Below are 24,004 nucleotides of genomic sequence, written 5' to 3' on the forward strand. Positions count from 1 at the left end.
ATTAACCTCCTGTTTTAGCTAACGTACGTGTGATGGTTGGTGACACTTTGATATGGTTATAGTTGATGCTGACGTTAATCATATCTTCCGCACCACCGTCAGGGTGATTGGCTTCTGCAACCTCAAGCTGTGGGAAGTCAAAGGCATACTTGTTGCCTTTTGGATCTGCAATTTCAAAGTGCACTGGCATCGTTGCGCGAGTTTTGATGTAGTCGATGTAGGTCGCTGACTGAGCCGAAAATGAGTACGACGTATTCAATGTAATATCAACCATCTTTTTTAAATACGTTTGAGCAGATAGCTTTTGACTACCGATACAGCGAATTGCTTCAAGGTTATTATTAACGGTCAATTCAGCCGATTGTAGACAAGCTGTACCCACAACACTTTGACCATTTACAGTCAATGCACCTACATTCAAAGCCGATACAATGACAGAATCAGCAACAGGTTGAGGGTTGGTGACTGGATTTGCTGATGCACGTTCAAAGTCAGTACCCATCAAGTTGAACTTCGTTGAAACCTTACCTGTGGTTTGAATACTAATTGTTGCTTGGTTGAAGCGTACACCACGGTAAATAAAGACCTGACCAATATCATCAAAGACTTTGACGAAGGTAAATGTTTTACGTGTATTACCACCGAAATTGAGTACGTCACTGTTCCAATCATTCATTGCCACTGCTGACAAGAACTCATCGAATAGACCCACGGATAATTCGACTTCTAACGTACCTGTAATTTCAGATTCAGTGGCCATACCACCTTGACGGAATCGTGTATCGACAACACTGTCAGATTTTGCAGTGGTGACATTCTCAGTCAGACCATCATTAACACGACGTACAGTTTTCCATACTGGTGTGCTTGGGGTTGTGCCTGGTGTATCTTCGGCACAGTAATAAAGTTTAATACGAGCACCTGAGCTCATGGCATTCTCCAAATGTTAGGTATAAAAAAACCGCCTAAATGGCGGTATATTTTTGCTGTGGGATTACTTTACGGTTTTTTGGGTTTTGGATATTTCATGCAGTGAATTTTAAGAAGCCCTTTTTGAAGTGGCAAGTTTTGGCTTTGACAAACACTAAAATTAGGAAGATTTTCAGTAAGAATCTTTTTTTCAATATCAGCGTCAGGCCATTTATTTAATTTTTTTAAAATATCTTTCACGCATTTACTGGCTGGTTTTCCAATACAATATATAGATAAATTATTGGATTTTAAAAATACCTTTTTTAAAATAGATGTATTTAAGGAGTTTGATTCATTACATTCAACATAATGTCTCCCTACTGTCCAATATTTGCTATTTAAAAAAAGGATACCTTCCTCTTCCAAAAGGCGATATGCAAAATTTGAGCTAGTTTCACCATCTTTTGGAGTGTATTTATTACACAAAATATCTTCAAAGACCAATTTTCCTATATCTTTTTTTAAAGTATCAGTAAATTTTTTTAAAAGAATAGGTATTGCTAAAGCCTCAGTAAAATAAGGATCTTGAGCAAAAATAATTATTTTCACATTAGAAGATAATATTTTTTTAAAGTAGTTAGCATCTAGTTTAGAAGTAGAGTTTTCAATAATGCTTTTTAATTGTTTTTCTCTCGCTTTTGAGTCTATTACATTATTTATTAGGTTATTTAAATTACACATTTTTAGCTCGTAATCACAGATTTAATTAATCCTGAATGGTACTCGAATATACCGTATCACAAAATCAGTATTTTCATCTTGTACAACTTCACCATTCAAACATTCAAGCTGATCTACTTGGTAATACTCAAGATGATTTAGCTACGAATCAGCCAAATTGTTTAGCTCTAACAAACCTGTATTCGGCCTTGCATAGCATGTAATCTGAATGATTGATGTTCTACGTGTTTGTGGACCATCAGCAATGCCACTCATCAGCGATTGGCTTGCAAGAATATCAACTGAACACCACAGACCACTTGTTGGTACCGTAAATGGCTGTTTGCTTTGTGGGTATAAAATACGGCTTTGATCTATACCAGTGAATTGACTCACACGCTCAAGTAAAGCGGTATGAGCCTGTGTGAGTGTCATCATTTATATTTCTCTTGTACGAGTTCGAATGTAAGACCGTATAAGCCTTGAGGTGCTTTCTTTGAATAACCATTAATTGTTTTAACCGTTTCAGGCTTTTCAGTGAATGCACCGTATTCAATCTTCATTGCCTGCGGTGCATTGGTTTGAATATATACCGTGGTAAATGGCACAAGACCGTTAAGTTTAGATATCCCCTTCGAGATGGTGGCTTGTCCGGTCTTATCGGCATTATTGGGGTTGTAGTTATAATCAGGTTGTCCAATACTTAGATTGTGAGAGCCACGAAATACGCCCTTGTCTACAGGCGATTGGTACACGATTCCTGTCAAAGCAGTCAATGCAATAGCTCGTTGTCTTTCAGTGAGATCAGATTCAATCATCTTTGAAAATTCACTCGGATTTAGTGTCCAACCCATGACTATGCTTTCCTCAACTGAACTTTCCAAATACTGTCCGTTGTGTCGGCACCAATATTAATAATCTTAAAATTACCCTTACTGGTTACCCAAACATCATTTATTTGAGGTTCTGCCGTGACTTCATTTTGTAGAACTGTGGCTTTTGCATCATCAGCCTGATAATCGCTCGGCTTTACTAGGTCTTTTTGGTACGAGCCAAACAATACCCCACGACCTTGATATGTTAAGGTTTGCTCACCTTCATATTGTTCAGTGACAGGATTGTATTTGCCTGAGTAAGTCACTTTTGAACAGGTAAAGGTATTTATGGCATCAGCCAAATCATCATTAAAAGCTTCTGCTAGTTCTGATTGAATATCATCACGAATACCCATGATTAGTTCCTTGTCATTGGCAGAGTAAACATTGGCTTTCTGATCTGCTCAGCATCAATTAATGCCAGTGCAATCTGTTCAAACTTAGAAACTTTACGACTATTTTCAGCAAAGGTTTTGGCAACACTGGTTCCTGTTTGTGCAGATACTGTTTTACTTAAAACCTTTTCGGCCTGACCTGCATATAGATCCCCTGATAGAATTCCCTTAATGATTTCAGATGCAGCAACTTTTAAGTTGTCGGAAATTATCTTCGGCTCAAAACCAATTTGATTTTTCATCCAAGTGTTTGCAAGTAGAACTAAATGAGCTTTATCACTGTCCGGTGCAAAGCTCATCCCTAAAATATTATTTGCATCATCAATTGAGATAAAGCCCATACTTTTAACCCTGCAATAGCGTAATCAGTTCATCTTTTAATGCACCTGACTTAAATTCGATACCCTTTGATGCGAGTAGTGCCTTTAAGTCATCAATTTTTAAATCGTTGTAATTTGCAGTTTCAAGCAAAGCAACTCTCGCTTTCATAGCATCAACATCATTCTGAAAAGTCACAAATTCAGATCGAGCCATCGTCAGTTGTTGCTCTGTCTCCTGTAACTTTTTGGACACTGCATCAAACTGCTCAAGTGGTACAAATCCTTCTGTATCAAAAGTAGGTACTGTATTCTTATACTGCTCAGGTACATCACCACCGACTTCATCGCACACTTCCACTGTATCTGAGGCATGACAAGCGGATGCTTTACGCAATAACCAACCTTCTGATTGTTTTTCTGCGATATATTCTGGTGAGAAATCATCGGTAAACCAAAGTTTCTTTTTCATTATTCATATTACCCATTAAAAAAGCCCCTTTCGGGGCAATGTATTACTTCGACTTAACCAAAACACCTGCAGTATCTTTAATACTTGAGGCTGTTAAATCCCAATTGGTTGGCGTTGCAATTGCTGTATCACTTGGTGATTTACCACCATTGGCTTGATCCCATGCATAACCTTTCACCCCGACGTTATAGGACCATTCAGCCTGATAGGTATATTTAAGATTTTCACCACCTGTTGTTGGTACCAATTCAGCATTAAAGTCTTGGTTATCACTAATCACCAATGCACCTTCAACAAGACCAAGAGTGTTGTAATAGGTATTTGCACTTGCAGTGGTTGATAGTGCTGGAGAATCTGTCACAACGAATACACGGCCAAATGGATCTCGTACAACATTGATACCATCGTAAGAGAACAAGCGCTCTGTATTGGTTAATGCATTATCAAATAAGTTATGCATTGTCGTTGAGTGAAGAATCCAAGAGCGTAAAGCACCTGAACGGTCTCCCATACGTGAAGCACCTTTATTTAAAAGTCGGAAGCTTGGATCAGATGTCCCATCACCTTCTACAGCTGCAGCATTTCCTGAGATAGCCGATGCTGCACCTGATAGACCAGCATTTAACATATCGCCTAGTTTTGCCTTAGCAAGTTGCTCACCAATCATGAGTGCAGCTAATTCAGGGTTTTGTTGTACCCATAGATATTGCTGCTTTTCATACTCGATAGGTGGTGTTCCTGCTGCGACTTTCACTGCAACATTCAACAGTTGTTCTAACTTTTTGGATTGTACTGTACCATCACCATAGGCATTACGACGACGCACTAAACCGCTGATGTTTTTAAATGATGCTTCGATATCGAAGTCACCATTCGTTGCTTTGTTTAATAGAACAATTGAGCCTTGTGAGCTTTCATTGAACTTATCTACATCTTGAGCAATCGTTTCAGTCATTGCGAGATAAGTTTGTTTATTAAATACCTGTAAATCAAAAGGCATCTGCCTTCTCCTTCATTAAATTATTGGTTTTCTGTCGCTTGCTTGAGATAAGCAACTTTTTCGTCTTTCGTTTTGCATTCGCTTAATGATTTTGGTCCATGAGATTTGCTCCCCTGCCCACTAAAACCGCCACCTGATGACTGATTGCCTTTAAGAATTGAGTCCTTATATTGGTATCCACTCACTAAGGTTTCTAATGCTTCATCAAAGCCTGCGATTTCTCCTGGGCGAGTACGTGAATAGAGTTTTTGACCATTTGCGTCATAACCCACCACTTTGCCATCTTCAATTTTGAAGTTATTGCCAAAAGTGGCTTGGATCATGTCAGTAGGAATCGCGATATTGTCTTGAATAAACTTAGATCGGGCGAAACCACCACCGATTAACTCTTGGTGTAATTGGTTTTGCACTTGATCCCGTTCTTTTGTGAGTTGTTGAAGTTGAGGTTCATACGTTTGTTTGAGTGCTTCTGTGAGTTCAGTTTTCACTTTTTCGATTTCACCTGCATCCACAAGTTTTTTAGCATCAAGATTTTGAACGGTTTGTAAGGCTTGTTTTGCCTTGCTTGCATCTAAGCCTTCAAATGCTTTGAGTGAAGTTTCAGCCTGTTCTTTGGCTTCACGATGGTTTTTTACTTCCGCATTCAATTGGCCAATTTTTGCAACTGTTTGCACAGCATCAAAGCCAACCTCTTTACCATCATCATGTATATAAACAGGCAAACCTTGATCATTTAAGACCGCGTATGATTTGCCTTCAATTTCAACTGTTTTGATTTTCATGGGTTATCCAACCTTTACTATTTAATGAGTATCCACTCGGTTCGCTGTCGGCATCCGCTTTCAGTAGGCATAAAAAAACCACCCTTAAAGGGTGGTTTTTAATTTCAATAACTATCTTGTCTGTCTATTTCTAAAAAAATCTATCTTGTCATGACTATTTAAGTCATAAGGCAAGTCTTCAAGAATTTGTAAACTTAACTTTCTTGCATCTTGTCCTAGAATAATAGATGCAATGAATGCTCCATCAATAAAATGATCATTGATGTGTCCTGCCATTCTTGGATTAATTAATCTAAATGCATCAGAATAGCACCGCCACCAAGCAGAAACCCAAAACATACTATGAGCTAATGCTTTAGCATTATTTGTAAATATCTCATTATTGGGTTTAATGGCGGTACTATATAAAGCAATCAGTTGGTGAACATACTCGACTGCTATAGAAATAGCATCATAAGGTATCTCATCAATATGCTCTACATTAAAACGTTGGTGCACAAGCTTATATGCATCGCTGTAGTTGAGATGCTTTGTTTTTGCCACAAGTAAATTTACCGCACTTGTTAATGGTGCTCTTTCTTCTTTGTGGGTCTTAGCAACTGCAACAGGTTTACCTGAAACTTTGTCTAAAACATCAAGTACCCATTTGCGAAATGCTTTTGCCACATCTGTACGAGCAAACATGGCAATAAGGTGACAGCCACGAGAGTTAAATATCCGCATACCCAAATTGGGTAGCTGAGGATTCTTAATAACTTTCGTCATTTCTTCACTAAATTCATCGGCATTTCGATTAAAGATTTTACTAACAGCATTTTCTTGTTTATAACCTAATGCCCTTGCCAATTCAGAAGCTGTTAGCCAAATTTGATTGTCATTTTGTACAGGTGAAAAGTTCACATCATTAAATGATAGTGCTAGACTTGTCATATCAGTTTTCTCGCTGAAGATTGATAACTCGCCCCGCTATCCGCCAAGATGTTCGGGGCGTTTTATTTTTGACATAACTTTTATGTCATTGACAACACAATGCCATAGCACTATTCTTATGTCAAATAGTTTTTGAGATACGAAAATGGCTGAAAAAATTAGACCTCAAAACCAAGATGACTGGAAAAGAACTCAAATTCGAATCCCTCAAAATCAATACCAAGAAGTTTTAAAATATGCAGAAGGTGAAGAACTTTCTTTAAATTCTGCATTAATTGATTTAATTGAAAAGGGCTTAACCATTAAGAATAGTAGTGTTAGTGCTGAAGAAATTGATATTAAATTTATTAAATTACCAAATGGAAAAAAGCGCTTAGTATTTGGAAAGCTATTAGGTGCTTTTAGTGGTATAGACTTTACTCAAGATTTTAGTGAATTAAAAGATGATATAGAAAGATCTCTAGAGTTCTTAGAGCAAACCAAATTGAAGTATAAGCTTGCTTTTTTAACAAAGAAGATCTTTGTTTATCAGGGAAATAACCACCTTGATATTGTTGATGATGGTGTAGGAAGCCTTAACTGGCTAATTGTTGAAGACCATCTAACAGAAGAATATATGCAAAAATTGCATAATCGTAAAAATAATTTTTAGCCTAACACACTTGACCATCAATTTAAGGGTTAGGCTAAAATTAATACCATTGTTAAAGTTATTTATAAATTTTTTGCGCTGTTGCTTGAGAAACACCACCCAATAAGTGGTGTTTTAAATTTTTACAAATCCTTTCTTCGTATTTTCTTTTCTAACAAATGAATAATTTTTCTCTTCTTCAAGAAAAATTCAAACAGTTTCATTGCAAAGAATACAATTATTAAAAATATAATAAATATTAAAAACCCTAAACCTATTAAATATTCCTTAGTTAAATGTATTTGAGAAATTTGATTTAGAGTGAATATAAGTCCTAAATAGTCTAGGCTTACTATTAAAAAATAGAGGATTGTACCTATCCATACATTTTTATTTGCACTTTTTTTAAACTTTTCATCAATCAAGACTTTTGATACAAATTTCTTTTCCTCTGTATCGAAATCAATTACATTACCACAGGCTTTATATAAGCGAACAGCATACTTAGTATTTTCAAAACCATGTAAATATTGTAAAACTGGCAATCTATCTTCTAAATTTAAGATTTTTTCTAGCTCTAATTTCTCCAAAGCATACCTTAGTTCTTTCTTTGTAGATTCACAAACATATTCTGCACCTAGTGCCTGTAAGTAAATTTTCTTTTCTCTATTGTATTTTTTCGAAGCAATTATATCCTGCATAAATAAACTAGTTCTGATTTTTGCATAAAGAGATAAAAGGCCAATAATTACCGCAACAAATAGAGAAGAAACTAGCTTACCTGCATCAAAAAAGTCTTTAATTCCTGAAATATCCATAATGATTTATCAAAATAAATATTCATTATAAATTATATTTAATTATCTAAGGCTTTTAATTCTTTCAACGTAAAAACTTGCCCCGACAACGGATCAACAAACTTGTCTAAGCTGTACTTACCATCTTTATATAACTTATACCGTGCAGGCCCTAACCAGTTCTTTTGAAACGCTTCATCTTGTTTATTAAACCATTCCTTAAATGATGTATTGCTATCCACTGTTTTAATGTCTTTACCATTATTTGATGGACGTTGCCCTATCGTTTCACCTGACGCATCTACACCAACCAAAATAGACCTACAATGGGGATGTAAAGGTGGCTTTCTTATATCAGGATCTCCGACTCTCCAAATCATGCCATCAAGATTTGCACATATTTTTGATGTTCTGCTATCAAGTACAGATACAAACTTAAGATACTTCGCACCAAGCGCTTCAAAGGTACTAACGTATGCAACATTTGAGACGTGGCTTCTTGCTGTCCTTACCATAGCATCAATACTATTTCGAGATTGGTTTAACAACCCATCTTGATAGTTAAACTGCTTTGTACCTCGTATACGTTGCATTATTTGCTGATTCGTCTGTCCTTGGTTAATCCCATCACGTAATACATTTTCAACCTTTAGCTTTGTATCATCTGCAATCTTACTAAACAATGAATCAACCAAAGCTCCACCCGTTAATGGCATATTTTGAACCTGACTCATTAGAGCTTTTCCATCTGCCTTAATTGCCTGATCTGCAAACTTTCTTGCAATATACTGTGCCTCATAGATTGCTAATGCTGTCGCACTGATATTAAAGCCATCAAGTAAGACTGCACTTAACTTTTGTTGCCATTCTTGGATTAGAGTTTGAATGTCTTTTAGGTTATTGGTGGTGTACTGGCCTGACATTAATGCGGTCTTTTCGGCATCACTTAAATCATCAAGCAAATCTCTCAATTGTGAAAGCATCTGACTCGTATTGCTATCAAATGCCTTTAACAATGTCACGACTTCACTTGAAGACAGACGATATAGATATGCTTGATGTTGTATTAGATCATTAAGATTGTCCTGATCCATTGCTTACTCCATTAGGCTGATAACCACCAAGTGGCGCATTGACCCGTTCTTCCTCAAGCAATGCTTGTACTTCTTCCCAAGAATAATCAGGCACTACACCAGTACGCTGATACTCATACCAACCTTTGTACGGATAGCGATTGGATAAACACGCTTCCCATAATTGCTTGGCACGTTCAGGATCAAATTGAGGCTTACTAAAATCTTGATCGATACTAAACATGAGGTCTTCACTGTTCAGACTGTCGCTATTTGGCAACATAAACCGAGCTATCCACCCCAATGCTTGTGTAAATGCACTGCTGATATTGACTGTACATAAAGATAAAACTGAATGCTGCACAGCATCATCATTATTAGCTTGTGTTGCTGTTTTTGTTGCAGAGCCTTGCTCAATCAGACGTGCACCAATTTCCTTCATTTGTTCCCACTTCTTATCCATGGCAGTTTGCGACAGTGTATTTGGCTGTGCTTGGACCATTTCAATTTTTGTGGGAAACGCATTTTTACAACCGATATATAAGCCATCTTTTTTAATGAGCTCATACATATCCTCAGTAACATCAGGCATTGAGAACTGAGGTTGTCCTACAAAATAAACGGACTCTTGAAAGTCCGCCGAATCTTGGTAATGAGCAAGGTTTAAATCGACTAATTCCAATAAAGGTGGATTATCTAAAGCTGGTGAATTGTCTATAGCACCAATAAAGGTAAATGGAATGTAGTTCCATGTATTGCCGTTATAGTCTCTAGGCGTGTACTTCTCTTGAGGTGAGAATAGACTGTCATCTGTGCTTTTATAAACTTGTATCGTAAAGACATACTGACCATTTAAGTTTTCAAGACGCAATACTCTGTACTGGGCTGATGTAGTCATCTCAAACTCATCATTCTCACGTACAGTCACTGTTTCTTTGATAACAACCAATGAAAGCTTTTGCTGATTTCCCACCATTACTGTATCCCAATTGATTACAGCAACAGCAGGTAGAACATGCATCATGGCATAGGCGTTCTTTTGCTTATCATCTTGGCGTGTTTTGGACGGCTCAACCTGAGGAAAGTCTACATATAACGCACAACGATAATGCTTTAATAAGTAACGTAGAGCCGTCTGTGTCAGTTGATAGACACTCATACCTTGCCCATTCGCATTTACATCTAAGTAATCGAGTTCATTCGGTCTTTGGAAGTCTGGGAGTTTTGCGTATGCAGCACCAACCAAACTACCTAGTGTTTTTCCTGTCACACCATAGAAAACTGCATGTTCAAGATACGTCTTATATTGTTGTTGTGCTTCAACTGATGTGTCTTGCTTGTTATGTCTAGAAAGGTAGGTTTCACCTTTCTTTTTAACTTGGCTCTGCCCCTGACAGACATCATCAACCTTAACCCATATTGGTAGGTTAGCAATATAGTCAGGATGCGGAAATGAAACGTCTGTCATCGTGCAAATCCTATTTTTAATGAAGTTAGTTTTTTCGGCTTATTCATTGCCACACCAAACATACGAAACGCATCTGCACCGTGCGAGGTATGATCATGCAATGGATTGTCTTTCCAGCACCCTGCTTTATCATTCCACTCTTTACGATAATTCTCTAAGTGCGAAATCCCTTGCTCACATTTATGCTCATCAAACTCGCAGTACTTTAAGATTTCCCTTGTTTGCTCAATGCCATCCATCACACCAATACTTTCAACGACTTCAAACTTTACTGAATACAGCTCACCATCAATCATGTAGCCCTCTTTTGCCACATCAAGGCGAGACTTTGCATCGTTCAATAAGGATCTGTTTTTAATATCGTGCGGTGCGTAATGTTTAGAATATTTATAAGGTTTGTCTTTAAGCACTTTGAAATAATGCCGTAAGCCTTCACCTGAGTTTTCGTAGTAATCAATCACCTGGTAACACGTATCTGAAAGTTTACGAATAAACCAAATAGCCATCGAGTCAGATACACCCAAATCCCAAAAGGTCATTACTGGTAAATGTGAGTTGTCAGGCAATGCGCCAATACGGTCATCTTGATAGATCGCTTTAAACTGATTCTTGTAGTACGCACCTTCAACACTCTGAGCAAAGGCTTCTGCAGGAATACTTGGGTATTCACGCTTCATATCCTCACCAAGTGTTTTTTCTTTCGAGTGATACCACGCCTTTTGACGTTCAGTGACTACAACGCCATGCTTTACTTCTAACTCACTAAAGTAAGCCACTAGCCGTTCAGGTAATGGCTCAATAACATCAATCGCATATTGTGGATTCTTCCACCATGAGAAAAAGAAAAACTTCCAATCTAGGGGACTTAAAGCCTTTTTGAGCAAAGCCATCTTTTCAGATTCTTGGCAGTAGTTATAAAAATAACCTTGCTTACCTTCTGCTGTGCTTTCTAAAGTGATCTTTCCACCCAATGGCACCGCTTCAAATGCACCTGTAACAATCTCTTTTGCCTTTTGTGGATACTTAGCACAGATTTTCCCAAACTCAGATACATGCAAGCTATACAGCGTTCCACCTCGAAATGATGTTGATACAGTGACACTGCCACCCTTTTTAAATACAAGCTCACTGGTATTGGCTTTAACAATTGGATTTGCTTGTTTTACATCGCCAGGAAGTCGTTCATAAGCGTATTGTGTTTTATTACGAAATAGACGCTCAGCATCAGGAAGTGAGTGTGCAATCAAAGCACAGTGTTTTCTATGAAATAGTGCGAGGTCAAGTTGCATGATGCACATTTCAGTCGTAAACCCTAACTGACGTGCTTTTAAGATAATGTTCCGATCATGCATGTTATCGAAGTATTCGATCTGTTCAGGTGTCATCTTAAAAGTGATACACTTGCCAGTCTTATCTTCAATCTTATAAAGATGGTTTAAGCGCCAATAACGATTTTTAAGAAGTTTCTTCTGCTTATCTGTGAGCATAGATCCTCCTACAAATCATCATCTCCTATATCGTCCATTAGGTCAGCAACAGACGATACTGTAATACCGCCACTGTGCTCGACTTTGTCTTTAAATGCACCGACAGAAACATGCTTACCAATTAGTTCAAGATTTTTAACCTTATCTGGCCATTTGATTTTTTTAAGCCAACCAGACTGCGTTCTATCCTCACCAGAACCTTCAAACTGTTCAAGGTTCTCAATATTTGAAACATACTGTCGCCAAATCTTAGGCCAATCACCTATTGGTTTAAAATTATATTCATTATCCATAATGTCTAAGACATCCATCTGGTCAATTTCAACCAAGCGTCTTAGTACATAGTCCGCATCAATGGCTGTACGTTGTTGGCGGTTTTGGTTGGCATCTGAGATGGCTTTTTGAATTTCAGGTTTTATAAGGTTTTCAGCTCCAATTGAATGTGCTGTCTTTTCACTATACCCTGCTCGAATTGCTGCTTGAGTTGCATTCAGGTCTATCAAATACTCATCGACAAACCTTTGCTGTTTAGGCGTGAGGTTCGCCATACTATTCTCCAAATTTTAGGTGTAAAAAACCACCCGAAGGTGGTTTATCTTATATTGAAATCTAATTAACAACCGTATATATTTCCCCATTACTACTCTCATAATATTTGTTAGAGTTTCTATATAATTTTTCTCCATCAAGAATTATGTAAGAAGTAAAATTTGCTAATGGTATATTGCCTTCCTGATAACTTTTAATTTCTACCCATTCTTCTTGAGAAGGTTCACAAAAAGCATATTTTTCAACTTTCGGTTGTTTTTCGTTTAATGAATCTTTATCAATTTCTACAATTGTGATTTTATATTGTTGCATTATTAAAGTACTCCTTATCTATTTTGAACATATTGCTGTTAATGATGTTGAATCATAAATTTTCAACCACCCACCGCAAATCATCAGGCGTTTCCAAATACTTCCCCTTCACCATACAAAAATCATGAATGTTATTTAAATACTCGCTCATCTGAGCAACACTTGCTTTTGTTGTACTGGTCATACGAATGACATGCTGAGCTATTGCTTCATACTCTTCCTGCTCATTATTTTTAAGCCGCTTAATCGCCTGACACATCTCAGCAAATTCAGCATCATCTCGGTTATATATCCCTATGAGAAACTTCTTTTTAAAATAGAAATGCTCTGAGTCTTTATCCGATCCAATATGCTTGGACCATTCATTAAGCCATTTCCAGTACAATCTATTTTGTGCTGTGCTTCGATCTTCTTGCTTAGTTGATATTTTAACAATGAGAGGTGTCTTATTTTCTAAAGCTTCCTCTCTGTTTCTGCTTAAGCAGTCTTGAACTCGTAACTGGTCGGCATGTGACTTAATGACGAATGTTTGTTTTAGATCCATCGTCATTTCTCCACGTTTAGTTACCCGGTTACTTGTCTTCTAATTGTTGCTTCACAATCTTATAAGGTACGCCACGAAATAGGATAGTCTTTCCATTTTCAGCAGACTCTCTAAAATCTGCATAGCAATATGTAAAACCCACAAAGAACGCTATAGCAAGTAAAAATAAAACACCTAATACCTCTAACATCAGAACACCTCACTCTCATCTAGACTAAGCATTCGATTCGTCTTAGCTAACATCTGTTCAAACCACAACTTCGACTCATCACGTTTCATGCTTGAGTACGTATCGAATTCATAATGGCACTTATGGCAAAGCGGTATCGTAAATTCATCACTGGCCTTAATACCTCGACCTTTCCCATGTTCAGTAAAATTACTATGTGCTGCTTGAGAGTAAGGACTACCACACTTCACACAAGGCAATGATCTAACCGCGTTTAAACGTTGGTTACTTCGCATCAAGCTGTTCTCTAATGTTCGCTATACACTTCTTGAAATAAGTAATCTTCTTGTCTGTATGAATTAAATCGTCATAGCTCATTAATTCACGAGATAAGCTTTGGTATTTGTTGAGTTCTACTTGGTATTTTTTTAAGTGCTTACGTGCTTCTATGATGTTCATAAGCACTCCTTTACTATTGAGTGAGACAGATTGTTAGTGACAATAAAAAACCACATTAGCAAAACTGGAAATGTGGTTTTTAAGTTCAAATTATTTTTAAAAAGAGCTTTCTATTTTTTCACAAAATTTTTTAATTTCTTGTCTAGGTTCGGTGTAAATGACTTTGCTTTTATCTTCTTCATAACCAAAATCCAAATTTTTTATCTGGTCTTGCAATTTAACTTTCTCTAATATTAAAGCCATGTGTTTTTTTAGGGGATCTTCATTACGAATATTAAGCAAGGAGCTAAGCTTTTGTACATAATATTTATAGTCCTTAAAAATGTTTGTCATAGATGCTGATTTTTCGTAAACATTTTGCGTACCATCTTTTTCTATTAAAAAATAACTTAATAATATTTCATAATAGATATCATCATATAAGGAATTATAATTTAAGATTTCTTTGCCAAGTTTATCCATTACTTGACTTGTAAACTCTATGCTTTCTTGATGATTACCTTTCTTACCAATGCTTTCATATAGTCTATGTATTTTTTGGATTGAACGCTCATATTTAATATAAGTATGAAATACCTTTTCAGCCCTTTCTTTGCACTTTTTTATTTTTTCACTTTTTTCAGCAGTCTGATTCTTTTGGCCTTCTTGCCATTTCCAAACATATATACCAAAAATTAATGTCATGGGGGTTGTTAATGGTGAAATAAAACCGCTGAAATTATTTATCAACAAGACCATAATGATTACTATGTAGGCTATATAACCCATAATCACTATACCTAACGAACATTTTAATTGAATCCAATCAGTTATCTTTTTCATCTATTTTTATTGATAAAAATGCATTATTTCAATTATACATTAATTAAAAAACCGCTCTACAAAAACTGATAGCACTATTACCCGTATCTTCTGATATACCTATCCCTAATTTTATTTTCATCTAAATATGCAGAGCTATACTCATTTGATTAATATAAATAAATATCTGAAAAAACAATATGACAAGCATAAAATAAATAGTTATTATAACAAATATAATTTCTAATACTAATCGTTTGCTTACCTTCCAAATCTTTCTAATGTCCTTAATATCAAAGAATTTTTCTCCATTCGAGTTATAACTAACACAGTCAACTCTTTCAGATAAGCATACATTGAAAAAACTATTCCAGAAGTTTTGAATATTTCCTATAATCCAAAATATTGCTATAAAAATAGATAATATTGCGCTTATAAATACGGTACTGGCCTGTACAGTAAACCCCATAGTCGTTGCTTTATATAAAAATAATAAACATGTACCACTTAAAACTACCTGCGATAGTGTAGTTTTAAGAAATTTATCAAAAGCCTCGTAACCTTCTTTTAAAATGATCATTAAACTAAACCAATTTTTTTAAAATTAAGGTTTAAGCTTAAATGAATATCATTGCATTATTAATAATAATTTTTTTAAAGAGACGTTAATTTTTGAAAAATAAAAAAGCCCACCATACGGCGAGCTTTAATAAAGATCAGTAAACATCTAAATATAGCTTGTCTACTTTTACACAAATATGCCATAACCCGTGCGCACACTCAAGTGTTTTTTTTGGAAAGTTTCAAAACTAAAACTAGGATATCTACTCTTAATATAAGCAAGACCGCATTTCACATCCTGACGGATCTGATTAACACTTGTATCACTAGCCTCTGCTATACGGCGAAACGAGTTACCTAATACATGATGTGACCAGACGGAGGATATCCAATCATTTAAAATTTCATCATCAATTACACTAATATCTATGAATATACGATGTATTGCTCTAGCCTCATTACAATCCATATTGCAACAAGTACCTTTTTTATGATCAAAGATCATATCAATTAAACTTTTATCGCCCATATACATCGCAAGTAGTTTTTCCCTTTGCTTTTGCGTAATGCGCTTTGTCGGCATAAATTTAACAATTTTAATCATTCGTTCACTGTCACCGTTAATCCATGCACCAAGTTGACGACACCATTCTTCAAAAGTGTATTTACTCCACTGAGTTGCTTGCATAATATTTTGTTTAATGGTTCTACCCTCTGATGTTCCATAGCTTACTGGATACTTTTCTGCAGACATAAAAAAGCCCTCATGGTGTATAAGGGCTAATTTAAAATGTAGATTGATTAGGTTTGTTGGGTATTATTTTGAATCATCTTTTTTAGAGTCTTGATCAGATTTTACATCTTTTAAGCTTTTTACCATTTCAGTGGTAGCTTTTGCAATATCAATGCTCATTTTGGCCTGGTCTTGGACTATGTCGGCTAACTTATCGTTCTGAGTTTGATCAACTTTCTGACCAAAATACTTTGTTGCTAAATCTTTATATATATCATACCTGTCTTCTTCTCTAAGGCCTTTCATAAACAGAGGTAAAGCTTCTAACTCCAATGATGTTTGATGGGCTTGCTGTGCTATTTTTCTGTAGTGAGATGCTCGTCTTAAAAAGAAGGTAATTAATAAAATAAATGCAGACAGAAAAAATAACCTTGGTAGAAGTGATTTAACTATTTCTAATGAATTATATGGAAATACTGTATTAATTGTTTCATATATGAAAAAACCAGTAAAAATTACAAGTAAAAAACCTGACTCAAAAAACCTTGCTCGATTTCTATGATATTTATATGATGTATTATAAGCTTCTTCTGTTCTCTTGCTTTCATAATATCTTTTAGCAATACCTAACTTCTCTATTTCTTGCTCTTGGAAATATTTTCTATGTTCAATATCCTTTAAACGTGCTTCAGCCAAACTATTAAAAAATTTAATTCTATAGTCTGAAATATATTCAGATTGTCTTTTAACTTCTGAAAACATATTATCTATTTCATGTAATACAATCATCCTCAGTTGATTATAAAGTAAATCAATCTCATCCTGATCCTCATCATCCAGATCTTTTATTTGTGTATCAATCATATATATTGATTTTATTATTTCTTTTAAAATTTTAATATAGGATTGTAGCATATCTAAAATAGATTCATTCTTGTTGCGATAAGAAGAACAAAACGTACCTTTCGTATCATAGATATGTATCATTGTGGATATAACTTGATCGAATTTAATTTGATATCTATCAATATCTTCAGCCATTTTAGCAAAAGGAATTGGTAAAGTTAAAAAATGACTGTGTATTTCAACAAGAATACCCTTTATTTCTTTCAGCCGCATATCTAATAAAGTCTTTTTACTTCTTAAATCCTCATCTTCCACCACACCACCCCCAATAAATTTTATCCAATCATATTATAACTTTTACTAGTCATCAAAAATTAGCTATTAAAGCATTAGCTTAAGGTTTAGATTCAGGTTCAGAATTAGATTTTTTAGCTTCACTTACAGTTTTAATTGCTTGAGCAGCTGACGCTATAACCTCAATATTCATTTTCATTTGATCTTGAACAATATCAGCTATTTTATGATTTTGTGTTTGATCCAACTCTTTACCAAAATACTTCTCAGCGAGATTGGTATAAATTTCATGATGTTTCTCACTATCTACATTTCTCATAAAAAATGGTAAAGCCTCTAACTCCAGTGATGTTTGCTTAGCCTTAAAACCAAGACTGCTATAATGTGAAGCACGCCTTAAAAAAAATGTTATTAATAAAATAAATACCGAGGCAACAATAATTTTTTGTATGATAGGGTTAGCAATATGCTCAGCATCGATTGGATAAAGGATACTTAAAGTTATACCCGTGGCTAAACCAATTACAGCAAATACATAGAATGCCCATGTCATATGCTTAGCTTGTTTTAAGTAAGTATTAGCTGCTGCTGAATAGGCTCTTTCTGCATATTTATTTATTTTTTCATTTTTTAGTTCTGATAATTCTTTCTTCTCTGATTCAACTTGATCTAATTTTTCAGATAGAATCTTCTCTTTCTTAGAATAACTTTCCAATTCCTTAGCAAGATTTTGCTTCTTTTCATCAAGATTATTATATTCATCATCTAAACTTTGTTGTGAAGAAGCTAAATTACTTTTTTGGGTATCAATATCTGCTAGCTCTTTTTCAATATTCTTTCCACTTATTCCTTTTTCAATAAAAATAAAGTGCATGACTAGATCTTGAAGCAATTTACTATTATTAAATTTTTGTACAACTTCAAATACAATATTATTAGCATTAATCGAATCATCAACTGTTAACATATTATTATTTTTTAACTTATTATTAATAGTTAAGTTTGCTTCGGAGAGTTCATATTTTACATGCTCAAGCTTATCTAAAAAATTTTTACCATCAATTTGAGTTTTTAACCTATCCTGATCTACGCTGTAATGTTCTTTGATATATTCAAGATAGAAATTTAAATGTGTAATATGAACAACAACCCCATTTATTATATCATTTTTTGTTTCTGATATATATTCTAGATTTACTTCTCTGCAATGCTCTATTAACGTGTCACCTGATTCTGTTACTTTTAAGAACAAACTAGTTAACATTTCTTTATCATAATTTGTATTATCTTTTACCATTATTCTATCCAAATATTTTTCCGCTATCATACTACAAATAAACAGCTCCTAATTAAGATCTAACCCAATTTGTTCCGCAAAATCATCAAGTAATTCATTTAATGATTCAGGTTTATTTTCCACAATAGCTTTATTCGCCGTTGCAAAATAGATCTGATGTCCTGGTATGCCTAAGCCCAGTTGGCCAATATCATATTGGTACTCTCTTTCACCCTCTCTAGGGAAGCGATCTAAACGTGTCTGGTCTTTCCATAACTCAATAAACATATCTCCATGCTCGTAGAAAGGGCGTGTACCAGTAGCCCATGCACTCACAGTTGATGAACTGCTTACATCAAGCACAACGGCGATCTTTTCATGTGACCAACCTAGATTTCGTAGATCCAAAATCATACGTGCGAAGTCAGGACATTTATAATTACGCTTCATTTTTAAGAATCGCTTTGCTTTTTGACGTGCTTCTACAAAACGTGTGCAAGGAGTATCTAAACAAGCGAGATCATCTACTATTAAATTACATTCATCCATTGCAAATCTCACTGACAACAAGACGAATCAAACCACCTTTAATCACATTCCCACGCTTTACTAACAACTCATCAAACTGTTCATCATCTTTGCATAGCCCACATTTCACTAGACTATCTATCGTTGCTTTCAAATAATTATCTATATCTCTACACCGCTTATTTGGAAAATGAAAAGTTACATTTAACTTTAAGCGTGATGTCGATTGATGACTGGGTACAATTTGACGTACAACCTCATGGAACTTACGTGCTCTTTCACTTAAATATCTTCGTTTTCCACTTGCTAGCCAATAGTGATTAACAGATGGTGGAATAAGACCAATTTCACAATTTAAAATTATACTTCCTCTTTGAATACTCGTTTGGCGTGTAGCCCCTTGTTTGAACTGATTAGCTACACTGATGCCATTTTCTACATTTTGTTTAACTATGGATGTTATAAGTTTATTCTCGCGTCTATTTAAATGAGCTTCAAGCTGTTGTTCACTCCATCTTAGTGAATTACTCATGTTTTCACCATGAAATTTCCGTTTTTGTAAATACCACCACACCCAGCTTTTCTAAAACTTCACAAACAACGTTTTCAGGGACAGGCATACCAACCACTAGATCTACAAGTAATTTATACGGCGTTTGAATCTGCTCTGCAATTTGATCTAAAGACCAGTGACCAAAAAGTGATTCGATGGCTTGTTTTGCAGTTTCTTGTTTTTGAGCAGTCAATGCTTGTGAAATACTCGTTTGATAAATACCCATGATTACGCCCCTCTACCACTTTGCTTGTAACCCACTTGCTTGAGGTACGGCATTAAACTTTTAAATCCTTGGTCATCGTGAAGTTTGTCAGAAATACGATTTGCGAAGTCTTCATAGCTCTCACCAACTTGGCCATGTTTACCAGCGTATTCAGGTAATCTAGAAATCTTTTGAGCAAACATGGAAATCTGTTTCTCAGAAAGTTTCGCCGTGCTTGGTTTTTCAGAAGATGATTTTCGATTCTCTGCTGGGTTGCTCAGTGCTCGATATTTCGCTACCGCTTGAACAAGTTTGTCAGCGAAGTGATAAATCATCATATCGTCACTCAGATTCGTTTCAGCATTGAAATTTTCAAACGCCGTTTTTTCTCTTTCGAACCAAGATGATTTTTTGATCTCATCGATCATGTTTGGATCTTGCAAATACGAAAGTTCAAATTCTAATTTTTTCCAAGAGAACCAGTCTTTTTTATTTTTAGATTCTATTGAGAGATTCCTTGGGAGGTTCTGTGTCCCAATTTTGGTACTGGTCTCGGTACCGTTTTTGGTACTGGTTCCTGTCCCGTTTTCGGTACTAGTACCAATATTGGAACCTGTACCTAAATTGGAACAAGTACCGTTTTTACCACTAGTCCCCTTTTTGGTACTAGTTAAACCATCTTCTCTACCCGATACATCCAGCAATTGATAAACTTTTACGCCATTACCTACAATTTGACCTGTGAACTTAATAAAGCCTTGTTGTTCTAAATCATCTAATACTTTAATGATGGTTTTACGATTCATTTTCGTATCTTTAACCATACGTACAATACTTGGATAACACTTATGGTTCTCACCTGCACGATCTGCTAGTGAAAGCAAAATTAAACGCTGTGTAGAACTAGTTACTTCGGCTTTCCAAGCCCAAATAGTTGTATCTAAACTCATGCTTGCACCGCCTTAAACTTATGTGTTTCTGCTGTATCTTGAATACTCAGCGATTCTTGTGCTAAATTACCTTGCATATTTAATTTCTCTTACCGTGAAGTTGAATTGAAAAGCCTGATCTAGTCCATCAGGCTTTTTTATTGCGTTCTTTCCGTACGGATTGTTTACTTTGTTCAAATAATTCAAAGCGTTCTCTAGGTATTCCCGATACTTCCGCCATAAGATTCTTATCATCTTCACAACGTTCCATATCTTCTATGGCTAACCAACGTAAATACTGGCTATTTGACCAGTGGCGCTCATACGCTTCTCTTGCAATATGCTCTGCAACTTCTTCAGGTAGATGTGTAGGCATACAAACTGACTTCTTTTTACTCTTAACTACTTCTTCAGTTAAGTTGCTTCGACTTCTCATATGTCATTCCAATCTAGTTTTGTTTAAGCAATTAGCGGTTGGCTTCGCAAATATCCAAAATCAACACCTGGGCAAAGCTCACTACATGAGATTTTTCCCTTACTTGCTTTTTCAATTTCAATTGCTAAACCTGCACCACATTTTTTATTTACATAAATAACTTGGTTTAAGTTGCCAACAGTTGTTCCACACTTTTCAGCAAATACTTTTCGATCGTTAGGTGTCATGTTTGCAAGATAATTTTTGAGGTTTTCTATGTTCGTAAAATGCATGTTGTTTCTCCATTACATTATTTAGTAAATACTAAATTTAACAAACAAAGAAGTCAAGATTAATTTAGCAAATACGAATTTACTTTTTACTAAAAACTATATGAAATACTAATCATGGATATCATCGCTTTAAGACGCAGAAATTTGCGCGCAGTTATAGATACTGCTATCAATTCAGGGAAATCTAAATCGGATGCAGCCTTCTGTGAGCACTTTGATTTAAACCCTAGTCATATCTCTCAACTTGTTAAAGGTCATGGAAGTTTTGGTGAAAGAGCTGCTAGAAATTTAGAAAAGAAAATTGGATTGGAAGTAGGTTTCTTGGACAAAGAAAACACTCCATCAACTGAAATAGAAAAATTAGATAACAACATAGTTCCAGTAACATCAAAATTATTGCCAGTACTCTCTTGGGTACAAGCAGGTACGATGACTTCTGTTGAAACAGTAAATAGATCAGAAATTAGTGACTGGTTGCCACCTTTAAGCATGGATGATCCTGAAGAGTGCTTTTATTTAAAAGTTGTTGGCATTAGTAATTTCCCAACATACATGGAAGGCGATTACATTCTTATAAACCCCAGCCTATGCACTTCGGAGCTTATATCAGGTGATCTAATCGTTGTACGCCACAATACTGATGCAACATTTAAAAAATTAGTTATAGAAACTGATGGGCGTAAATACTTACAAGCACTTAACCCTAATTTTCAGCCGAATATTATTGAATTTGAAGAAGGTACTGAGTTGGTTGGTTTAGTAATTGATGCCTTTAGACCACTAGGTGGTTCAAGACCAAAACGTGATAGACGAAATTAATAATAATCTTTAAATACAATATCGTGATTGGATTACTCGGAAGCTATAGCAGAAAAAGGAAAATATTATGGGTATAATTGTGCTACCAGAATCGTCTTACTTGACTTCACATGAGATGGTAACTGAGGGTCAGATGGGGGTGACCAGAAAAGCTAGCATTGAATGGGACGATGGAACAATACGAAAATGCTATGTAAAGGTATATCCATCTATAAATAGAATAATGAAAATTTGTAATGAATTAACTGGTTTTTTACTTGCAAAAACACTTGGATTAAAACAGCCTGATAGTGCTGCCTTAATACCGTTAAATAAAATATATTACTCAGACTACCTACCAGCAATAGATATAAATAATACTGAAACTGTTTGGGCTTGGATTACAACAGAATGTGGCTCTAGTATTAAAGGTGTTTTTCAACTTAATAATATTGAAGAATTATACGAACAGGATCCTATTGGAACCCAACAAAAAATTGCCCATGCATTTAATTTGATTTGCGATCAAAAGAATCTACCAGAACTAATCGCATTTGATGACTTTATTGCAAATAATGATAGGAATATTGGTAACCTCGTTATGGTAGGTGATGGTGAAATGGGAATCATCGATCATGGCGAAATCTTAGGGCGGATAGATTGGATTAAAAACTTACCTTCCTTAGATAAAAAGCAAATTTTTAACAATCACTTGCTAAATATATTAGATGGACAAGCTACATCATCAAAAGATTTTTCTAAATTTAATTTAAAACACAAAGCTGTTGAGTCAAAGAATCACCATAAGAATTGCTTTATTACTACTCAAGAACTCTTAATAACTTGGTGGGGAAATTTGCTAGAGGTATCTAATATACCGATTAATGAACATCAGAAATATATAGACACTCTTCATGAATTCCTACATTATCGCAGTCATCAATCAAGCATCATATTTGCTAACAGAATAGGACTGGTGGCTTAAATGTCAATACTAGAAAGACTTGCTAATAACTCTTCTACTCCTAATATTTGTGGTGAATGGATGACAATAAAATGGACTCCTGATCTTACATCAAGGGAATGTTTTAATCTGGGTGTAGTCTTAAAAACAGAACAAGAAATTTTTGTAAGAACAATTGATGGCGACAATTTTGATCGATTCAAATGCCTTTTTGATGAAGATATGAAGTACCATGCTCAAAGAGTTACAAAACTTGCAGAAATGTGGGCTTATGATGGATGCCTAGAGTTATCAAAACAATTATGTTTTGAAAAACATGGGGTTATTCGTGGTAAAAGCGGAAGTAAATTAATAGAACATTTATTTGATATCGCTGTACCTTTAGGTCGAGCTAAAACACCTCAAAAGCGTAATAATGCAGGCTTTCATTCATTAAATCTACAGCAACTAAGCAACAATCTTATCGATGAATTGAAAAGGCTAGATTCAACTGGAGATATTTTTGATACTCTAATACCGCCTTCAAGATTAGTAGAAATTAATAAACAAAATATCCATATCCCTTTACGCCCCACTCACAGAAAAACTATTGGAAATTGGGCTAGTGTTGTATTTGCTGATCCTTCAAGAATTAAGGCTGATTATCTACAAGCTATAAATGATTTACGAACAGCATCATCTGAACTTAAACGAGACCCTGCTTTATTTTTGTTAAAACCAAATCAGGATAATTTATTATCGTTAAAACAATCTAGAATTGATCGAATTGATGAAGTTGTAGATAAAATCGATAGTACTTTAAAACCTCAAGGTATTGAGCTTTATACATCAACATCATTTGAAGGATTAGCTCATGAAATTCTTAGGTGGAATAAAGAAGTAGCCTAAAACTTATCAACTTCTATTCAGCCCTGCA

The 24,004-nt window shown here is 35.3% G+C and carries 35 protein-coding genes; 4 read left to right on the forward strand and 31 right to left on the reverse strand.

Annotated features, from left to right (window positions below):
* Position 1: 1 nt before the first annotated feature.
* The 10 genes from OZX61_RS07315 to OZX61_RS07360 form a co-directional block, all read right to left on the reverse strand.
* Positions 2-931, reverse strand: a complete 930-nt coding sequence (locus OZX61_RS07315; RefSeq protein ID WP_277094391.1) for a phage tail tube protein — start codon at positions 929-931, stop codon at positions 2-4.
* A gap of 68 nt (positions 932-999) precedes the next feature.
* Positions 1,000-1,653, reverse strand: a complete 654-nt coding sequence (locus OZX61_RS07320; RefSeq protein WP_277094392.1) for a hypothetical protein — start codon at positions 1,651-1,653, stop codon at positions 1,000-1,002.
* Between the two features lie 141 nt (positions 1,654-1,794).
* A complete protein-coding gene (locus tag OZX61_RS07325; RefSeq protein ID WP_277094393.1) occupies positions 1,795-2,070 on the reverse strand; it encodes a hypothetical protein in 276 nt (91 codons plus the stop codon).
* Positions 2,067-2,486 (reverse strand): hypothetical protein, encoded by a 420-nt coding sequence (locus OZX61_RS07330; protein ID WP_277094394.1) that lies wholly within the window; start codon positions 2,484-2,486, stop codon positions 2,067-2,069. Before OZX61_RS07330 ends, OZX61_RS07325 begins: the two co-directional genes overlap by 4 nt.
* A gap of 2 nt (positions 2,487-2,488) precedes the next feature.
* A complete protein-coding gene (locus OZX61_RS07335; protein ID WP_277094395.1) occupies positions 2,489-2,863 on the reverse strand; it encodes a glutamate 5-kinase in 375 nt (124 codons plus the stop codon).
* Between the two features lie 2 nt (positions 2,864-2,865).
* Positions 2,866-3,243, reverse strand: a complete 378-nt coding sequence (locus tag OZX61_RS07340; protein WP_277094396.1) for a hypothetical protein — start codon at positions 3,241-3,243, stop codon at positions 2,866-2,868.
* Between the two features lie 4 nt (positions 3,244-3,247).
* The gene (locus tag OZX61_RS07345) at positions 3,248-3,691 is read right to left on the reverse strand and encodes a hypothetical protein (RefSeq protein ID WP_277094397.1); all 444 of its coding nucleotides are present in this window, start codon (positions 3,689-3,691) and stop codon (positions 3,248-3,250) included.
* A 43-nt stretch (positions 3,692-3,734) separates the two neighbouring features.
* A complete protein-coding gene (locus OZX61_RS07350; protein WP_277094398.1) occupies positions 3,735-4,691 on the reverse strand; it encodes a major capsid protein in 957 nt (318 codons plus the stop codon).
* A 20-nt stretch (positions 4,692-4,711) separates the two neighbouring features.
* Complete coding sequence (locus tag OZX61_RS07355; RefSeq protein ID WP_277094399.1) at positions 4,712-5,473, reverse strand: DUF6651 domain-containing protein; 762 nt, start codon at positions 5,471-5,473, stop codon at positions 4,712-4,714.
* 111 nt (positions 5,474-5,584) lie between these two features.
* Positions 5,585-6,403 (reverse strand): BRO family protein, encoded by an 819-nt coding sequence (locus OZX61_RS07360; protein ID WP_277094400.1) that lies wholly within the window; start codon positions 6,401-6,403, stop codon positions 5,585-5,587.
* Between the two features lie 145 nt (positions 6,404-6,548).
* Here OZX61_RS07360 and OZX61_RS07365 point away from each other — a divergent pair, with 145 nt between their 5' ends.
* Positions 6,549-7,055, forward strand: coding sequence for a hypothetical protein (locus OZX61_RS07365; RefSeq protein ID WP_277094401.1), 507 nt, complete (start codon positions 6,549-6,551; stop codon positions 7,053-7,055).
* A gap of 122 nt (positions 7,056-7,177) precedes the next feature.
* Here OZX61_RS07365 and OZX61_RS07370 read toward each other — a convergent pair whose 3' ends face one another.
* The 21 genes from OZX61_RS07370 to OZX61_RS07470 all read right to left on the reverse strand — a co-directional run bounded on the left by OZX61_RS07370 (position 7,178) and on the right by OZX61_RS07470 (position 21,326).
* A complete protein-coding gene (locus OZX61_RS07370; protein WP_277094402.1) occupies positions 7,178-7,852 on the reverse strand; it encodes a hypothetical protein in 675 nt (224 codons plus the stop codon).
* Between the two features lie 38 nt (positions 7,853-7,890).
* Complete coding sequence (locus tag OZX61_RS07375; protein ID WP_277094403.1) at positions 7,891-8,925, reverse strand: minor capsid protein; 1,035 nt, start codon at positions 8,923-8,925, stop codon at positions 7,891-7,893.
* Positions 8,906-10,372, reverse strand: a complete 1,467-nt coding sequence (locus OZX61_RS07380) for a DUF4055 domain-containing protein (RefSeq protein ID WP_277094404.1) — start codon at positions 10,370-10,372, stop codon at positions 8,906-8,908. The genes OZX61_RS07375 and OZX61_RS07380 overlap by 20 nt, the downstream gene beginning before the upstream one ends.
* Positions 10,369-11,859 (reverse strand): terminase, encoded by a 1,491-nt coding sequence (locus OZX61_RS07385; protein WP_277094405.1) that lies wholly within the window; start codon positions 11,857-11,859, stop codon positions 10,369-10,371. Before OZX61_RS07385 ends, OZX61_RS07380 begins: the two co-directional genes overlap by 4 nt.
* Before the next feature lie 8 nt (positions 11,860-11,867).
* Entirely contained in the window at positions 11,868-12,407 is a 540-nt protein-coding gene (locus OZX61_RS07390; RefSeq protein WP_277094406.1) for a terminase small subunit, read from the reverse strand.
* 61 nt (positions 12,408-12,468) lie between these two features.
* Positions 12,469-12,720 carry a hypothetical protein gene (locus OZX61_RS07395; RefSeq protein ID WP_277094407.1) on the reverse strand — a complete coding sequence of 84 codons (252 nt, stop codon included), beginning with the start codon at positions 12,718-12,720 and terminating at the stop codon, positions 12,469-12,471.
* 52 nt (positions 12,721-12,772) lie between these two features.
* Entirely contained in the window at positions 12,773-13,264 is a 492-nt protein-coding gene (locus OZX61_RS07400; RefSeq protein ID WP_277094408.1) for a hypothetical protein, read from the reverse strand.
* 28 nt (positions 13,265-13,292) lie between these two features.
* On the reverse strand, positions 13,293-13,454 hold the full coding sequence (locus tag OZX61_RS07405) for a hypothetical protein (protein ID WP_195772394.1): 162 nt from the start codon (positions 13,452-13,454) through the stop codon (positions 13,293-13,295).
* A complete protein-coding gene (locus tag OZX61_RS07410) occupies positions 13,454-13,729 on the reverse strand; it encodes a hypothetical protein (protein ID WP_277094409.1) in 276 nt (91 codons plus the stop codon). The genes OZX61_RS07405 and OZX61_RS07410 overlap by 1 nt, the downstream gene beginning before the upstream one ends.
* Positions 13,719-13,892 carry a hypothetical protein gene (locus OZX61_RS07415; RefSeq protein ID WP_277094410.1) on the reverse strand — a complete coding sequence of 58 codons (174 nt, stop codon included), beginning with the start codon at positions 13,890-13,892 and terminating at the stop codon, positions 13,719-13,721. Before OZX61_RS07415 ends, OZX61_RS07410 begins: the two co-directional genes overlap by 11 nt.
* A 96-nt stretch (positions 13,893-13,988) precedes the next feature.
* A complete protein-coding gene (locus tag OZX61_RS07420) occupies positions 13,989-14,660 on the reverse strand; it encodes a hypothetical protein (RefSeq protein WP_277094411.1) in 672 nt (223 codons plus the stop codon).
* Positions 14,661-14,835: 175 nt separating this feature from the next.
* On the reverse strand, positions 14,836-15,273 hold the full coding sequence (locus OZX61_RS07425) for a hypothetical protein (RefSeq protein ID WP_023271842.1): 438 nt from the start codon (positions 15,271-15,273) through the stop codon (positions 14,836-14,838).
* Positions 15,274-15,441: 168 nt separating this feature from the next.
* Positions 15,442-16,008, reverse strand: a complete 567-nt coding sequence (locus tag OZX61_RS07430; RefSeq protein WP_277094412.1) for a hypothetical protein — start codon at positions 16,006-16,008, stop codon at positions 15,442-15,444.
* A gap of 63 nt (positions 16,009-16,071) precedes the next feature.
* The gene (locus tag OZX61_RS07435; protein WP_277094413.1) at positions 16,072-17,151 is read right to left on the reverse strand and encodes a hypothetical protein; all 1,080 of its coding nucleotides are present in this window, start codon (positions 17,149-17,151) and stop codon (positions 16,072-16,074) included.
* Between the two features lie 76 nt (positions 17,152-17,227).
* On the reverse strand, positions 17,228-18,424 hold the full coding sequence (locus tag OZX61_RS07440) for a hypothetical protein (protein ID WP_277094414.1): 1,197 nt from the start codon (positions 18,422-18,424) through the stop codon (positions 17,228-17,230).
* Positions 18,425-18,472: 48 nt separating this feature from the next.
* On the reverse strand, positions 18,473-18,952 hold the full coding sequence (locus OZX61_RS07445; RefSeq protein WP_277094415.1) for a hypothetical protein: 480 nt from the start codon (positions 18,950-18,952) through the stop codon (positions 18,473-18,475).
* A complete protein-coding gene (locus OZX61_RS07450; protein ID WP_277094416.1) occupies positions 18,945-19,463 on the reverse strand; it encodes a RusA family crossover junction endodeoxyribonuclease in 519 nt (172 codons plus the stop codon). Before OZX61_RS07450 ends, OZX61_RS07445 begins: the two co-directional genes overlap by 8 nt.
* 4 nt (positions 19,464-19,467) lie before the next feature.
* Complete coding sequence (locus tag OZX61_RS07455; protein ID WP_277094417.1) at positions 19,468-19,710, reverse strand: hypothetical protein; 243 nt, start codon at positions 19,708-19,710, stop codon at positions 19,468-19,470.
* A 2-nt stretch (positions 19,711-19,712) separates the two neighbouring features.
* Complete coding sequence (locus OZX61_RS07460; protein ID WP_277094418.1) at positions 19,713-20,639, reverse strand: helix-turn-helix domain-containing protein; 927 nt, start codon at positions 20,637-20,639, stop codon at positions 19,713-19,715.
* A 127-nt stretch (positions 20,640-20,766) separates the two neighbouring features.
* Positions 20,767-21,054 carry a hypothetical protein gene (locus OZX61_RS07465; protein ID WP_196337978.1) on the reverse strand — a complete coding sequence of 96 codons (288 nt, stop codon included), beginning with the start codon at positions 21,052-21,054 and terminating at the stop codon, positions 20,767-20,769.
* A gap of 23 nt (positions 21,055-21,077) precedes the next feature.
* A complete protein-coding gene (locus tag OZX61_RS07470; RefSeq protein ID WP_196337979.1) occupies positions 21,078-21,326 on the reverse strand; it encodes a YdaS family helix-turn-helix protein in 249 nt (82 codons plus the stop codon).
* A gap of 114 nt (positions 21,327-21,440) precedes the next feature.
* Here OZX61_RS07470 and OZX61_RS07475 point away from each other — a divergent pair, with 114 nt between their 5' ends.
* The 3 genes from OZX61_RS07475 to OZX61_RS07485 all read left to right on the forward strand — a co-directional run bounded on the left by OZX61_RS07475 (position 21,441) and on the right by OZX61_RS07485 (position 23,976).
* Positions 21,441-22,145 carry a S24 family peptidase gene (locus tag OZX61_RS07475; protein WP_277094419.1) on the forward strand — a complete coding sequence of 235 codons (705 nt, stop codon included), beginning with the start codon at positions 21,441-21,443 and terminating at the stop codon, positions 22,143-22,145.
* Between the two features lie 67 nt (positions 22,146-22,212).
* Complete coding sequence (locus OZX61_RS07480) at positions 22,213-23,109, forward strand: hypothetical protein (protein WP_277094420.1); 897 nt, start codon at positions 22,213-22,215, stop codon at positions 23,107-23,109.
* Entirely contained in the window at positions 23,110-23,976 is an 867-nt protein-coding gene (locus OZX61_RS07485; RefSeq protein WP_277094421.1) for a hypothetical protein, read from the forward strand.
* Positions 23,977-24,004 lie beyond the last annotated feature (28 nt).

Source organism: Acinetobacter sp. ESL0695 (genome assembly GCF_029392135.1).
GTDB classification, from domain to species: domain Bacteria; phylum Pseudomonadota; class Gammaproteobacteria; order Pseudomonadales; family Moraxellaceae; genus Acinetobacter; species Acinetobacter pollinis.